Here is a 14,687-nt window from a genome sequence, read left to right as displayed (position 1 = left end):
CCATGTTTGAGGCTATCAGGCAGGTCAGTCGGGAAATCAAGTCTTGCGGCGGTATTAAGGCAAAAATCGCGGTGCTGCTCTATCGTCTGGCAACACTCTATCGCAGCAGGAATCCTCTGTGGAAAATCTGCGGCATCCCTTTTGTTATTCTCAATATTGCAATCAATGAGTGTTTATTCTGCATTGAAATTCCCTGGCGAACGCGTATCGGATATGGGCTGAAGCTCTTTCATCCCCACTGTATTGTGGTTAACCGCGGGACAGTTATCGGCCAAAACTGTACCCTGCGCCAGGGTGTGACCATTGGTAGCGTGACCGATAGCCAGGGCCGGGAAGGCGCCAGCCCGCGAATCGGTGATAATGTGGAATTTGGCGCTCATGCTGTTGTTATCGGCGCGGTGACGCTAGGTGATAACGTCAAAGTGGGAGCAGGAACAGTGGTAACTAAAGATCTGGAAGATGGAATGATTGCTGTCGGGCAACCATGTCGGTTATTAAAAAGTTATTGATGCCATTTATGTTATAAAAAACCACGCTTCTGCAAGCGTGGCTTTTAAACCAAAGGGTAAAAGGCTGAACCTCAGGCTCGCAGTTTCACCGGCTCGCTGAAATCATCGGCAGGTTCCAGCTTCAGGCTGAACGTCGCCAGTAGCGCCTCGGCTCGTTCGTGAAAGCCGCGTAGCGTCTTTTCGAGCTTTTCAGTGACTTCAGGATCGTCAATAGCAACTGCGCGCCAGACCCCTTCTTTATCGAATAAACCAAACTGATAGCTGTAGGTGAAGCGTGATTTCTCCGCGTCCATTTCCATCCACCATCCCCAGAACTCGCGTTTTTCCGGCGCCGGTTTAACGTTGACGCAAACTGCCAGGCAATCGAAAAAGAAGCGGTTGTCTTCACACTGCTCCTCACGGATGTAAGGTCCAAGAGCCGTGAATTTCTTAATCAGCTTACTCTTTAGGTGTCCACTCGGTAACGTCATTGCGATCTCCTTTAGTGATGCAATGACGTTACCAAATCAATAGAATTTAGCAATATATTAACTAAATCTATGACTAATCCAGCGGGCGATCTGCCGCAAGGCGTGATCGAAGTTGCGATAAACCGGGTTGAAAGGAATTTCCATCAGCTTGCCATCGGCTGATGATGAGGTAATCAAACGTGACTCCTCTTCCGGGCTGAACGGATCGTCTTTCCAGTAACCCGAGAGCATTGGCGTTGGGCTGCGGCGGCCCAGCAATCCCTGAACTTTTAACGAATAACGGCTCAGCTCAACGCGCAGCGCCTCATCAGAAGCATCATGCATCCCCAGACGCGAAGCCAGAACGTCAAGATACATTTCCGGCACCCGCCCCTGATGAAGAGGATCAACCAGCAGACCATGCACCACCGGCCCAAGGCAGGCTACAGCTTTCAGACGTTGCGCCTCAAGATAGCCCAGCCGCACCGCAATATTGGCGCCGAAACGAAAACCAAATGCGGCCACGCGAGTATGATCGACCCAGGGGACATTAGACAGATGCTGCAATACATACTGGTGCAGCAAACTGGTGTCCTGGGTCAACTTACATTTTGATGAGAAACCAATAGAAGGCATATCCACGGTCAACATGGCGATACCCAATGGCGCAAAATAGTTCTCATACAGGTTATAATAATCGGTCTGTAGCGCGTCTAGCCCGCCGCACATCAGCACCGTAGGAAAGGGACCATCGCCTGGCGGCATATGCAAGAAACCGGTTATCGGCGCTCCACCGGGGATGGAGAACTCCAGTTCGCGCAGCTTACCCGGCAGCCGCTGGGCCGCTTCTTCATAAGCACGATACGCCAGGACCTGAGCCTGCTCAGCCAGCTCATCGCCCTTAATGTGCGGATAAGCGGCAATGCTGTACAGGTTTGCCGCATGGAGCCAGTGACGGCCGCTAACCAGAAGATCCTCTTCTTGACCAGCCTTTTGCTGCCAATCCATCGCCTGTTTGGCCCACTCAAAGATCCAGTTACCGCCGCGATAGCCGACCACCGTATCGTAAAGCTCCGGGTCAGTGCGTTCTGCATCGCTCATGACGATGCGCGCCTGCACGTCGAGGATCTCCTGCGGCGTCACGCCACGCCAAATCCACATCAAGCGGTTAATGAGTCGATACCAGTGATCAACATTATTGCCGCTCAGCGCGGTCTGAATCGGTTGTTGCGATCCAGTGGAAAACCGACGCACCAGCGTTGATGTTTCCGGATGTTTGAATCGGGGTTTAAACAGCGTTTCGCTAAGGTTAGCCTGGGACATGTGCAGCCTCCATCATGTTGCCACTGAAGCTATTGTAACCTGCACAAGGGTAAAAAAAACCACGCCCGGCAAAACCGGGCGTGGTAATTAGCATTTACGCTGAAAATTAACGACCAGCGATAGGCGGTACGAACACCACGCCCATATCCCACGGTTGTTCAATCCAGGTTTCTTGCGGAATATCAACTACATAATCATCAACCAGCGGACGTCCTGCCGGTTTAGCGAAGATAGTGACAAAATGCGCTTTTGGATACATCTCACGAATAGCCACCGCGGTACCGCCGGTATCGACCAGATCGTCGATGACAATGAAGCCTTCGCCATCGCCTTCAGCACGTTTCAGTACGGTCAGTTCGCGCTGGTTATCGTGGTCATAGCTGGAGATGCAAACGGTATCAACATGGCGAATACCCAGTTCACGCGCCAGTAAAGCTCCCGGTACCAGACCGCCACGGCTAACGGCAATAATGCCTTTCCATTGTTCAACCGGCAGCAGACGAGTAGCCAGTTTGCGGGCGTGAATCTGCAACATGTCCCAGGTGACGACGTACTTTTCGCTCATGTGAAGTGTCCCAGCCTATGTAATACGGCTTAAATTGTGTTCGAGGGGAAAAATGGTTGCGCGAGATTATAGAGATCTGGGGCGTTAAAAACCAGCGTTAAGCAGCCATTGCGACTCTTTTTACGTGGTTTACACTACCGGAGTACGCGGAAAGTGGTATTCTCAACCCCATCGCGCAAGCCCTGGCTTGTAGTGTACTTGATTGCTAACCCCCGACCTGTAAACGACTTTTGCAGGCGCTCGTAAGGAGACTCATCGTGTCTGAACTGTCTCAGTTATCCCCGCAACCGCTGTGGGATATTTTTGCCAAAATCTGCTCAATTCCCCATCCGTCCTATCACGAAGAACAGCTCGCTGAGCACATTATGGGCTGGGCAAAAGAAAAAGGCTTACACGCAGAACGCGACCAGGTTGGCAACATTCTGATTCGTAAAAACGCCACCGCCGGTATGGAAAATCGCAAGCCGGTTGTTCTGCAGGCCCACCTTGATATGGTGCCGCAGAAGAATAACGATACCATCCACGACTTCACTAAAGACCCCATTCAGCCCTATATCGACGGCGAGTGGATCAAAGCGCGCGGTACAACGCTGGGCGCTGATAACGGTATAGGCATGGCCTCCGCACTGGCGGTACTGGCTGACGACAACGTGGTCCACGGTCCGCTGGAAGTGCTGCTGACCATGACGGAAGAAGCCGGTATGGACGGCGCATTTGGTCTGCAGGCCAACTGGCTGCAAGCGGATATCCTGATTAACACTGACTCTGAAGAAGAGGGTGAAATCTACATGGGCTGTGCGGGGGGGATCGATTTCACCTCTAACCTGCCGCTGACCCGCGAAGCCGTGCCGGCTGGTTTCCAGAGCTTTAAATTGACGTTAAAAGGGTTGAAAGGCGGTCACTCAGGCGGCGAAATTCACGTTGGTTTGGGTAATGCCAACAAACTGCTGGCGCGCTTCCTGGCGGGTCATGCTGAAGAACTGGATCTGCGTCTGGTCGACTTCAACGGCGGTACGCTGCGTAACGCCATCCCGCGTGAAGCTTTTGCCACCGTGGCCGTTGCGGCAGATAAAACAGACGTGCTGAAGGCGCTGGTCAACGAATACCAGGAAATCCTGCAAAACGAGCTGGCAGCCAAAGAAAAAAATCTGGTTATCCTGCTGGAGTCGGTCAGCAACGGCCAGGCGGCGCTAACTGCACAATCCCGCGATAGCTTTGTGCGCCTGCTGAACGCGACGCCAAACGGCGTTATCCGCAACTCTGACGTGGCGAAAGGCGTGGTGGAAACCTCTCTGAACGTCGGCGTTGTCACCATGACCGACGACAACGTGCAGATTCACTGTCTGATTCGCTCGCTGATCGACAGCGGTAAAGACTACGTCGTGAGCATGCTGGATTCTTTGGGCAAGCTGGCGGGTGCAAAAACCGAAGCCAAAGGCGCATACCCTGGCTGGCAGCCGGACGCCAACTCTCCGGTAATGCATCTGGTGCGTGAGACCTATCAGCGTCTGTTCAACAAGACGCCGAACATCCAGATTATCCACGCGGGTCTGGAATGCGGCCTGTTCAAAAAACCATATCCGGAAATGGACATGGTTTCTATCGGGCCGACCATTACCGGTCCACACTCTCCGGATGAGCAGGTTCATATCGAAAGCGTTGGCCAGTACTGGACGCTGCTGACTGAACTGCTGAAAGCCATTCCGGCAAAATAAGTCAAAAAAAGGTCCACACCGCAGGGTGTGGACCTTTTTGTTCATACTGACGAGCTGATTACCGCCCGCTAAACGTCCGCACTGGATTGCCGCGCTCAATCTGATGATGAAACATTCGCCGTTCAGATTTCAACGCTGCGTTATCATCCTGCCGCTGCTGTTCCAGCTTCCAGGCAATTAACAATCGCGCCAGCCGCTTATTGGCATGTTGACTCCGTTCCGACTGCACCTTCACGCTGATCCCACTCGCCAGATGCGTGGCGCGCACTGCGGAGTCGGTCTTATTCACATGCTGCCCACCGGGGCCGGAAGAACGTAGCGTTTCAAAGCGAATATCCCCGGACCGTTCCTGCTCATCACTGGAAAAACGTCCTACGCCAACATACCAGTTTTTACGCCCGTGATTGGGTCGAAACGGGCTGGGGAAAATCCACTGTAGGGTGCCACACCAGCTTTCACTTAAGGCAAACGCGGCGTCGCCATCAAGAGAGAGCAGAGCCGAGCGCAGTGTACCGGAACGTCTACCCGGCTCGCTTTCCAGCAGCGTCAGAGAAACCCGCTGCTCAGTAGCTTCCTGCATTAGCCGATCCAACGACATTTTTACGGCCAGACAACATTCATCTGGCCCCTGGGCAGAAGAGAGTTGCAATAAAATCATGCGCCTTTCCCTCCGCTGGTTTTCAGCGTCAGCAGAGGACGCAAACGAGCGACCGGCTCAACCAGCCCAGCCTGCACCAGGCACTCCAGTACGCTTTCAACTGATTTATATGCCTGCGGCGCTTCTTCGTAAATCAGCTGTCGATCTCGGCAAATCACTCGGCTTCCCAGTTCGGTACGTGCCATCTGCACCGGGCTGTATTTAGCGGATAGCCGCCCTTTGCATTCGGTACGCATCCATTTACGCCCCGCCCCATGGGCCAGCGAATGCAGCGTTTCTTCGCTGATAACGGGCTGAACCAGCCAGCTGTAGTCGCCGCGTGAACCCGGAATAATCACCAGACCACTACCGTCCGGCGTCGCCCCTTTGCGATGTAGCCAACCTTGTTGTCCGCTAACAGAACACGGCTCGACAAAGTTATGCGCAACATCCAGCACGCGCTGCCCGGTCGCGCGAACCTGCTGCAAAATACGGGTAGCAATCAGTTCGCGATTGACTCGAGCAAAAGCCAGGGCATCGTTATGCTCCGCCAGATAATCCGCCGCCGCCACGCTCCCTTCGGGTAAACCATCGTGCGAAAAAGACGTGATATGGCGTTGCAGAATAGATTGCCCCAGTCCGCGAGAGCCGCTATGTGCCAACAGCAGCAGATGCTGAGCATCAAGACCGATCCGCTGGAAGCGCTCGCTATCGACAACCTGATCCACTTGTTGCAGTTCGGCGAAGTGGTTGCCGCCGCCAATAGAGCCCAGCGCGCTGCGCCAGGAGTGCGCGATAAGATTTTCCGGCAGGTGCTCATCCAGCCAGCGTTCTTCAGCAACGTCATCCATAGCGGCCAGTTTTTTCTCAAACTTATCCGCGTTATATTTCCGCACAAGAATATCGGTTTGCCACAGCGCCATACCGCAGCCGATATCGTTACCCACCAGAGCCGGGTAGAAATGACCGAGAGAGAAAAAGGCCGCGCCAATCGGATAGCCGCGACCGGGATGCAAGTCAGGCATTCCCACCACGCGATGCATGTGGGGTAAATTTGCCGTCGTGTGTAATTGTTGGATCGCTAAACCTTCGATCCACAGATCGTCTGACGTAATATAAGAAATATTGTCAGACGTATAATGAACATTATTGCCCATATACCAATCCATATATAACCGTCATACTCCAGGCCACATGCACGTTAGTTACGTGTAACTCGAATTATTTGGGTATAAAAATAAATAAAGGATGTGGCAGACGTTACCAGGGCAAAAAGAGAGTTATTCCTGGGAAGGTCTGCAAAGTGCGTTCTGAGAATGTATTTTCATGGTGAACCTCCTTTGCAGTTAATAAATTAGGTGAAAGCGCACGTATAGTAATCAGGCGCAATTTTTATTGCAAGACGATTTGTCGCCGCATCAGATAATTAAGAAAACATTCACCGCGTGCTTCTACCACCTGTTTCTCTACAACACTGAAACCATGACGTTCAAAGCAGGGTTTTGCTGTAATACTGGCTTCCACTGTCCAAATACGTTCAGGAAACTGTATAAACAATGCATTAAGCAGCGTGCTGGCAATTCCCTGGCGGCTATAGTCAGGCGAGACAAACAGTAAATCGATATAGTCATCAACGGCAGTAATAAACCCAACGGGCGATTCATTTTTTACCGCCACCAGCACCTGAGAGGTGGCTATTTTCTGTCGCCAGCGAACTTCATCAACCTGCGCCCAGGCGACAATTTGCTGTGGGGAATAATCAGCGCTGGCGGTCTCTTTAACGGCCCGTAAAAAGATGGCGCATAGCGCGGAAAAATCATGCGCCTCGTAAGGTCTTATTTTCAGCATCGTTATAATCCCAGAACTAATTGTCTCTCAAGCTGTGGGTCAAGAAGCGTCACATGCAGCCCCACCAGCCTCACTCCCCGGCCACCTCGTCGCTCTTGCCAGGCTTTGTGAGCAGTGCTGATCAAGTCATCTTTATTCAACCGGGGCCAGATATGTTCCTGCGTGGTGAGCTGGAAATCATTAAACTTCAGTTTGACGCCCTGGCGGGCAATCAGCAAATCCGGCTTTACCTTCGCCAGACGTCGTTCCAGCTCAGGATAGAGATTTTCAATAATCGACTCACACTCCGCCCACTCGTGGATATCCTCCACCAAAGTGCGCTCGACGCCAACTGATTTACGCTGGCGCTCATTGTTAATCTCTCGCTCATCGATCCCCTGACTGCGCTCCCATAATATCCGGCCAAATTTACCAAAGCGCTTGAGCAACATCGCCAGATCGCTGTTTTGCACATCTTCACAAGTTCGCAGCCCCATGCTTTCCAGCTTTGCGGCAGAAACTTTGCCGACGCCAGGAATTTTCGACAGCGGCAACGTTTTGACAAACTCCGCCACCTGATGCGGCGCAATGACAAACTGGCCGTTGGGTTTGTTAAGATCCGAGGCGATTTTAGCGAGGAACTTTACCGGCGCAATTCCGGCGGAGGCTGTCAGATTTAGTTCACGATGAATGGTTTCACGGATCTCCTGCGCCATCAGCGTCGCTGAGCCCAGGCAAAGTACGCTGTCGCTGACGTCAAGATAGGCCTCATCCAGAGATAACGGTTCGATTAACGAAGTGTAGCGGGAAAAAATCTCCCGGATATGATTTGAGGCTTCTTTGTAAGCATCGAAACGACCGGGTAGCAGGGTCAGATGCGGGCAAAGCTTGAGAGCTGTGGCCGTCGGCATGGCGCTGCGCACCCCGAATTTACGCGCCGGATAGTTGGCGGTACTGATAACGCCGCGCTGTACCCGACTACCGCCAATGGCGATAGGAATATCGCGCAGCGCCGGATTGTCACGCATCTCAACCGCCGCGAAGAAACAGTCCATATCAACATGGATGATTTTGCGCATAGTTAGCCCCCACTGACCACTGGACAAGTATACAGCAAAAATCGAGATATTGAGAAGAGATGTGTTGTAAGCGGCGATGAATATCGTGATGAGGAATAACCCGGCGTCGCTACGCTCGGCCGGGTGGAAACTGAAGAAATTACAGAATTCGGTTCTGCTGGCGTTGCTCTTCACGGGCTATTCGCCGTTTACGCGCATCGCAAGGCTCAGGGCAGTCACAGACTTTCTCTATCCCCAGCGAGGAGATCCCGCCACAGCTGCCCTGAATACTTTTACGCTTGATCAGGTATCCCAGCGACATCCCCAGAATAACCAACGCAAAAATAACAAAGGTCGCCACAAATACCGTCAACATCATCAGCCTCCAAAGTCATCCAGCATGATGTTTTCATCTTCAACGCCGAGATCTTTGAGCATTTTAATCACTGCAGCGTTCATGACCGGCGGGCCACACATATAAAATTCACAATCTTCCGGTGCCGGGTGATCGCGCAGGTAGTTTTCATACAGGACGTTATGAATAAAGCCAGTATGGCCGGTCCAGTTATCTTCCGGCAACGGATCGGACAGCGCCACATGGAAGGTGAAATTCGGATTTTCACGCGCCAACTGTTCGAATTCATCGTCATAGAACATTTCACGCAGAGAACGTGCACCGTACCAGAAGCTAATTTTACGCGAGCTGTGCAGACGCTTAAGCTGATCGAAAATATGCGAACGCATCGGTGCCATTCCAGCACCACCGCCGATGAAGACCATTTCCGCGTCCGTCTCTTTGGCAAAGAATTCACCAAACGGCCCGGAAATCGTCACCTTATCGCCCGCTTTCAGCGACCAGATATACGAGGACATGATACCCGGTGGCGCGTCAGGTACTTTCGGCGGCGGCGTCGCGATACGCACGTTAAGCATGATAATGCCTTTCTCTTCCGGATAGTTAGCCATTGAGTAAGCGCGCAAAGTCGGCTCTTTTACGTCAGAAACGTAGCGGAAGAGGTTAAATTTATCCCAATCGCCGCGATACTCGTCCGGTACATCAAAGTCGGCATAAGCGACCTTGTGCGAAGGACATTCAATCTGAATATAACCACCCGCGCGGAATGGAACCTCGTCGCCATCCGGCACACGCAGCTTCAGCTCTTTGATAAAAGTAGCTTTATTATCATTAGAGATAACCTCGCATTCCCACTTCTTAACTCCGAAGATTTCTTCCGGCAACTCAATTTTCATGTTCTGCTTCACCGCGACCTGACAGGCCAGGCGGCAGCCTTCTTTCGCCTCACGTTTGGTGATATGAGAAAGTTCGGTTGGCAGAATATCGCCGCCGCCCTCTTTCACCGTCACCCGGCATTGGCCGCAGGAACCACCGCCACCGCAGGCTGATGAAACGAAAATACCGTTGTTGGAGAGCGTATTGAGTAACTTATCACCCGCCGGAGTACGGATCTGTTTATCCGCCTCGTTATTAATTTCAATGACCACATCACCAGCATTCACCAGTTTTGAACGCGCGGCCAGTATCAGCCCTGATAGCACCAGGACGATCAGCGTGAACATCACAACGCCAAGAATAATTTCCATACTTTCCGCCCTTATAGCTGCACACCGGAGAATGACATAAAGCCCAGCGCCATCAGACCCGTGGTAATAAAGGTGATCCCTAACCCGCGAAGGCCTGCGGGCACGTTTGCGTATTTCATTTTTTCACGGATGCCAGCCATCGCCACAATCGCCAACAGCCAGCCAATACCGGAGCCAAAACCGTACACGATGGATTCAGTGAAGTTATAGTCACGCTGCACCATGAATGAAACACCGCCAAAAATCGCGCAGTTAACGGCGATCAGCGGTAAGAATATCCCCAGCGCGTTGTAGAGCGCCGGAAAGTACTTATCGAGGATCATTTCCAGAATCTGCACCAGCGCGGCAATCACGCCGATGAAGGTAATAAAGTTAAGAAAGCTTAGGTCAACGCCTTCCACCAGTGCGCCGTCACGCAGGACCAGGTTATAGACCAGGTTGCTGATTGGCACCGCCAGTCCCAGCACCACCGTTACCGCCACGCCAAGCCCAAAAGCGGTCGAGACCTTTTTTGATACCGCCAGGAAGGTACACATCCCCAGAAAGAAGGCCAGTGCCATGTTTTCAACAAACACAGCGCGGACAAACAGGCTAATGTAATGAGCCATAATCGGTTACTCCTTTTCCTGCTGTTCAGGCTTCCAACTGCGCACGGCCCAAATCAACAAACCGATAATAAAGAATGCGCTCGGTGCCAAAAGGAACATACCATTTGGCAGATACCAGCCGCCGTTCTGCACCGTTTCCAGCACAGTGATGCCAAACAGTTTGCCGCTACCAATGAGTTCGCGCAGGAAGCCGACAATCAACAGAATCGCACCATATCCCAGACCGTTGCCGATACCGTCCATAAAACTCGCCAGCGGCGGCGACTTCATGGCATAGGCTTCCGCCCGCCCCATCACAATACAGTTAGTAATGATAAGCCCGACAAACACTGACAGCTGTTTCGAGGTCTCATAGGCAAAGGCACGTAGCAGCTGGTCAACCACAATAACCAGTGAGGCGATAATCGCCATCTGTACAATGATGCGCACGCTGTTAGGAATATGGTGACGGATCATAGAGATAAACATGCTGGAGAATGCCGTAACCAGCGTTACCGCGATGGTCATAACAAAAGCGGTTTCCAGCTTGGTGGTTACAGCCAGTGCAGAACACACGCCCAAAACCTGCAGAGTAATGGGGTTATTAGCGATAAGCGGCCCCACCAGCACACGCTTCATTTCTTTCATGTCGCCCAAATCAGCCATTATTCAGCTCCCCTTCGCGCACCTTATTCAGGAATGGACCAAAGCCCAGTTCGCCCATCCAGAAATCAAAGCTATGCTGCACACCGTTTGACGTCAGCGTTGCACCCGACAGCCCGTCAACGGCATGAACGTCTCCCGGGCGCGCGCCACCTTTCACAATTCTCAACGCTGGCATGCCTTTATCGTCCAGCACCTGTTTGCCGACAAACTGCTGACGCCAGTTAGGATTTTCAATTTCCCCGCCCAGCCCCGGCGTTTCGCCGTGATCGTAGTAGGTGATGCCTTTGACAGTACGGCCATCGGTTTCCAGCGCGACGAAGGCATACATCACCGACCACAAGCCATTGCCGTAAATGGGCAGTACAACTTCCTGAACCTGCTGCTTCTCATCGCGCACCAGATAAATTTCAGCGATGTTACTACGACGTTTGATTCCCGCAGGATCCTGGCTGGCTTCCAGCTGAATGCTCTGTTGTGAGTCTTTCAGCGCCTGGGACTGATTAAACTTGCCAGGGTCTTTATCCAGCAGCTCACCGCTGGCTAAATCGACTAATCGTGGAGAGATGCGGGCATTAAAAATATCAGCCACTTCATCTGCACTCATCCCCTGCTTCATCAGACCGGCAACCGCCAGAATATTGCGCTGTTTATCCAGCGCACGCTGCTCCTGCTGGCGCGATTTTAGCCCCACGGCAGAACCGGCGACCACGATTGAGCAGACCAGGCAAAGCACCAGCACCACCAGCAGCGTTTTGCCGATGCTATCGTTACTTTTATTCTCAGCCACGCGACTTCCTCCGCTTAATATTGGCCCGCACCACCAGGTAATCAAACAGCGGCGCAAAGAGGTTGGCGAAGAGGATCGCCAACATCATCCCTTCCGGATAGGCTGGGTTGACCACGCGAATCAGCACGCACATCACGCCGATCAGCAGGCCATAACTCCATTTTCCTTTATCCGTAAACGATGCGGATACCGGGTCCGTGGCCATAAACATCATGCCGAAGGCGAAACCGCCAAGCACCAGATGCCAGTACCACGGCATGGCAAACATCGGATTGGTATCAGAGCCAATGAAATTAAACAGGGTCGCGGTGGCCACCATGCCGATGAAAACCCCAGCGACAATGCGCCAGGAGGCCACGCGACCGAAGATGATGATGGCGCCACCGATGAGAATCATCAGCGTCGAAACTTCGCCAATCGAGCCAGGAATATGGCCGAGAAAGGCATCCATCCAGCTAACCGGCAGGCCAGTTGTAACGTTAACCAGCGATTCACCGCCGCCACTTGCCCACTGGGATAGCGGCGTCGCGCCGGAGAAACCATCGGCAGCGGTCCAGACCAGATCGCCAGAAATTTGCGCCGGGTAGGCGAAGAACAGAAAGGCGCGCCCAGCCAGAGCTGGATTAAGAAAGTTACGCCCGGTCCCGCCGAAAATCTCTTTGGCAATAACAACACCAAATGAGATCCCCAATGCGGCCTGCCACAGCGGCAGAGTTGGCGGCACTATCAGCGCGAACAGGATTGAGGTAACGAAGAAGCCTTCGTTTATTTCGTGCTTACGCACGATAGCAAACAGAACCTCCCAGAATCCGCCGACAAGAAACACGGTGATGTAGATGGGCAGGAAGAATATAGCCCCCAGCGTCATCATGCTGAGCCAACCGGCATCAGCCGTGAAGTTCACCCCCAGCCATTGTGCAATGCTGTAGTGCCAGTTCCCGGCGATAACCTGCTGCAGTTGTTCAGCACCGTATAATTTATGCAGTGCCGGGATGGTTTCCTGACCAACGTTATACATTCCCCAGAACATCGCCGGGAAAACCGCAAACCACACCAGAATCATCATCCGCTTGAGGTCGATGGCGTCTCTGACATGCGCCGCACCGCGCGTCACCTGCCCCGGAGTGTAGAACAGCGTCGCCGTCGCTTCGAACAACGGATAGTATTTTTCCAGCTTGCCGCCATGCGTAAAGTGCGGCTCAAGTTTGTCAAAAATTTGCTTTAAGCCCATCACTTATCCTTCCTGCTCAATCTGGGTTAACACACTGCGCAATGCCGGACCATATTCGTACTTGCCGGGGCATACGTAGGTGCAAAGCGCCAGGTCTTCTTCATCCAGCTCCAGACAGCCCAGCGCCTGCGCGCTATCGGTATCACCCGCCAGCAAATCGCGCAGCAACATCGTGGGCAGAATATCCAGCGGCATCACGCGCTCATAGTTGCCGATTGGCACCATGGCCCGCTCACCGCCGTGGGTATCCGTCGAGAAATTGAACAGCTTATGCTTGAGAAAATGACCGAGCGTGGTTCGGGTAATGGAGAATTTATCTTTCCCCGGCATAACCCAGCCGAGCAGCTCTTTTTCACGCCCCTCTTTCACCACGCTGACTTGTAAATGAAAGCGCCCAAGAAAAGCATAGGCTCCATGGGCATGGGTTCCGCTGAGAACTGAACCCGAAATAACGCGGTTTTCATCATCAAGCAGTTCTTCGACAAGCAGCTCATCAAGGCTGGCACCTAAGCAAGTCTTTAACAGACGAGGCTCTTTTACCTGCGGACCACCGAGGGCAATAATGCGTTCGCTATATATTTCCCCTTCGAGGAATAATTTACCGATAGCGATGACGTCCTGGTAGTTTAGATGCCAGACCTGCTTTTTCAGGCTAACCGGCTCCAGAAAATGGATGTGCGTTCCGGGTAGCCCTGCCGGATGTGGCCCGGTGAACTGGTTGAAAGTCACCTGCCCAACAGGATGCCCACCAAGCTTGCCGCCGCTGGCCTGACACACGTGAACTTGACCGTCAGTCAGACGCGTCAGCACCGTCAACCCGGCATCAAAAGCGTCGCGCTGGGCCAGGATGATGGCCTGAGGTTCGGCTGCTAGCGGGTTGGTGTCTATCGCAGTTACAAAAATCGCCGCTGGCACGCTACCCGGAGCCGGAATTTTGCTGAAAGGACGGGTACGAAATGCAGTCCACTGCCCGGACTCCAGCAGCTGTTGCTGCACGCTCTCACGCGTTAATCCAGCAAGATCAGAGGGTTCATAGCGGGAAAAATGAATGACCTCATCGCCCTCGACATCGATAACAACCGATTGCAGAACCCGTCGCTCGCCGCGGTGAATGGCGCTAACAATTCCGCTCGCTGGGGCGGTAAAACGCACGCCAGGGTTCTTTTTATCTTCGAACAGGAGTTGGCCTTTTTGCACCCGGTCGCCTTCACACACCGCCATCGAGGGGCGCATACCGATGTACTCTTCACCTAACAGCGCAACGCGTTTGACCGCAGTCTTAGAAGAAATTTGCTGTGATGGCATGCCAGCTATGGGCAGATTTAGCCCTTTCGTGATTTTAATCATATCGTTAGCAGGTATCCGTTACTTAAACCCCGGCATCAGGCCGAGGCCAGCATCATTGATGGAAAAATAAAAGGAAGAAAGGAACACCATATTCCTGATGATTCGCAAGACGGGAGAGAAGCATCCTTTCTTACCCTGATCATTTAGCGGACCAAGTGTAACATTTCGTGAGCGGTGCCTGTAGACAAACCGCCATTAAGTCGTTCTAAAATGCGAGCTATTACGCAAAGTTCTGACTGCGCTTTGCCGTGAGATTCGCTATAACAGGAAACTAAAACGTAAACGCAGCACGTCGTGCTTGCGAAAAACTGCCGTGATGCTAATGTGAGCGCTCTAAATCCAGAAAACTCTGATTTCGGATCTCTCTTGCCGTCCTGGCAATGT

At 52.6% G+C, this 14,687-nt stretch carries 16 protein-coding genes; 2 read left to right on the top strand and 14 right to left on the bottom strand.

What is annotated here, in order from left to right:
- Positions 1 to 2: 2 nt before the first annotated feature.
- Complete coding sequence (locus tag QVF11_RS07450; protein ID WP_287855995.1) at positions 3 to 509, top strand: serine acetyltransferase; 507 nt, start codon at positions 3 to 5, stop codon at positions 507 to 509.
- Positions 510 to 580: 71 nt separating this feature from the next.
- On the opposite strand, the gene crl is transcribed toward QVF11_RS07450, so the two are convergent.
- From crl to gpt, 3 genes are all read right to left on the bottom strand, one after another.
- Positions 581 to 979, bottom strand: coding sequence for a sigma factor-binding protein Crl (gene crl, locus QVF11_RS07445; protein WP_110273884.1), 399 nt, complete (start codon positions 977 to 979; stop codon positions 581 to 583).
- 57 nt (positions 980 to 1,036) lie between these two features.
- Entirely contained in the window at positions 1,037 to 2,281 is a 1,245-nt protein-coding gene (gene frsA, locus QVF11_RS07440; RefSeq protein WP_287855992.1) for an esterase FrsA, read from the bottom strand.
- 106 nt (positions 2,282 to 2,387) lie between these two features.
- Entirely contained in the window at positions 2,388 to 2,846 is a 459-nt protein-coding gene (gene gpt / locus QVF11_RS07435) for a xanthine phosphoribosyltransferase (protein ID WP_110273886.1), read from the bottom strand.
- A gap of 257 nt (positions 2,847 to 3,103) precedes the next feature.
- Between gpt and pepD the strand changes: the two genes are divergently transcribed.
- Positions 3,104 to 4,561 (top strand): cytosol nonspecific dipeptidase, encoded by a 1,458-nt coding sequence (gene pepD, locus QVF11_RS07430; protein WP_287855990.1) that lies wholly within the window; start codon positions 3,104 to 3,106, stop codon positions 4,559 to 4,561.
- Positions 4,562 to 4,619: 58 nt separating this feature from the next.
- Here the strand turns inward: pepD and prfH are convergent, their stop codons facing one another.
- From prfH to QVF11_RS07375, 11 genes are all read right to left on the bottom strand, one after another.
- On the bottom strand, positions 4,620 to 5,219 hold the full coding sequence (gene prfH, locus QVF11_RS07425) for a peptide chain release factor H (RefSeq protein ID WP_287855988.1): 600 nt from the start codon (positions 5,217 to 5,219) through the stop codon (positions 4,620 to 4,622).
- On the bottom strand, positions 5,216 to 6,355 hold the full coding sequence (locus QVF11_RS07420; protein ID WP_287855986.1) for an RNA ligase RtcB family protein: 1,140 nt from the start codon (positions 6,353 to 6,355) through the stop codon (positions 5,216 to 5,218). Before QVF11_RS07420 ends, prfH begins: the two co-directional genes overlap by 4 nt.
- 235 nt (positions 6,356 to 6,590) lie before the next feature.
- Positions 6,591 to 7,043, bottom strand: coding sequence for a GNAT family N-acetyltransferase (locus QVF11_RS07415; RefSeq protein ID WP_425402937.1), 453 nt, complete (start codon positions 7,041 to 7,043; stop codon positions 6,591 to 6,593).
- 5 nt (positions 7,044 to 7,048) lie between these two features.
- Positions 7,049 to 8,104, bottom strand: coding sequence for a DNA polymerase IV (dinB, locus tag QVF11_RS07410; RefSeq protein WP_112214013.1), 1,056 nt, complete (start codon positions 8,102 to 8,104; stop codon positions 7,049 to 7,051).
- A gap of 139 nt (positions 8,105 to 8,243) precedes the next feature.
- Positions 8,244 to 8,459, bottom strand: a complete 216-nt coding sequence (nqrM, locus tag QVF11_RS07405) for a (Na+)-NQR maturation NqrM (protein WP_167492892.1) — start codon at positions 8,457 to 8,459, stop codon at positions 8,244 to 8,246.
- Positions 8,460 to 8,461: 2 nt separating this feature from the next.
- Entirely contained in the window at positions 8,462 to 9,685 is a 1,224-nt protein-coding gene (nqrF, locus tag QVF11_RS07400) for an NADH:ubiquinone reductase (Na(+)-transporting) subunit F (protein WP_112214012.1), read from the bottom strand.
- A gap of 11 nt (positions 9,686 to 9,696) precedes the next feature.
- The gene (gene nqrE, locus QVF11_RS07395) at positions 9,697 to 10,293 is read right to left on the bottom strand and encodes an NADH:ubiquinone reductase (Na(+)-transporting) subunit E (protein WP_287855981.1); all 597 of its coding nucleotides are present in this window, start codon (positions 10,291 to 10,293) and stop codon (positions 9,697 to 9,699) included.
- A gap of 6 nt (positions 10,294 to 10,299) precedes the next feature.
- On the bottom strand, positions 10,300 to 10,938 hold the full coding sequence (locus QVF11_RS07390; protein WP_112214011.1) for an NADH:ubiquinone reductase (Na(+)-transporting) subunit D: 639 nt from the start codon (positions 10,936 to 10,938) through the stop codon (positions 10,300 to 10,302).
- The gene (locus QVF11_RS07385) at positions 10,931 to 11,725 is read right to left on the bottom strand and encodes a Na(+)-translocating NADH-quinone reductase subunit C (RefSeq protein ID WP_112214010.1); all 795 of its coding nucleotides are present in this window, start codon (positions 11,723 to 11,725) and stop codon (positions 10,931 to 10,933) included. Before QVF11_RS07385 ends, QVF11_RS07390 begins: the two co-directional genes overlap by 8 nt.
- On the bottom strand, positions 11,718 to 12,956 hold the full coding sequence (locus tag QVF11_RS07380; protein WP_112214009.1) for an NADH:ubiquinone reductase (Na(+)-transporting) subunit B: 1,239 nt from the start codon (positions 12,954 to 12,956) through the stop codon (positions 11,718 to 11,720). Before QVF11_RS07380 ends, QVF11_RS07385 begins: the two co-directional genes overlap by 8 nt.
- 3 nt (positions 12,957 to 12,959) lie before the next feature.
- Positions 12,960 to 14,303, bottom strand: coding sequence for a Na(+)-translocating NADH-quinone reductase subunit A (locus QVF11_RS07375; protein WP_287855978.1), 1,344 nt, complete (start codon positions 14,301 to 14,303; stop codon positions 12,960 to 12,962).
- Between the last annotated feature and the right edge of the window lie 384 nt (positions 14,304 to 14,687).

This window comes from Klebsiella sp., from assembly GCF_027492335.1.
In the GTDB taxonomy this organism is placed as follows: Bacteria; Pseudomonadota; Gammaproteobacteria; order Enterobacterales; family Enterobacteriaceae; genus Klebsiella; species Klebsiella huaxiensis.
Note: the sequence above shows the minus strand (reverse complement) of the source record. Positions and strands in the feature narration are given on the sequence as shown.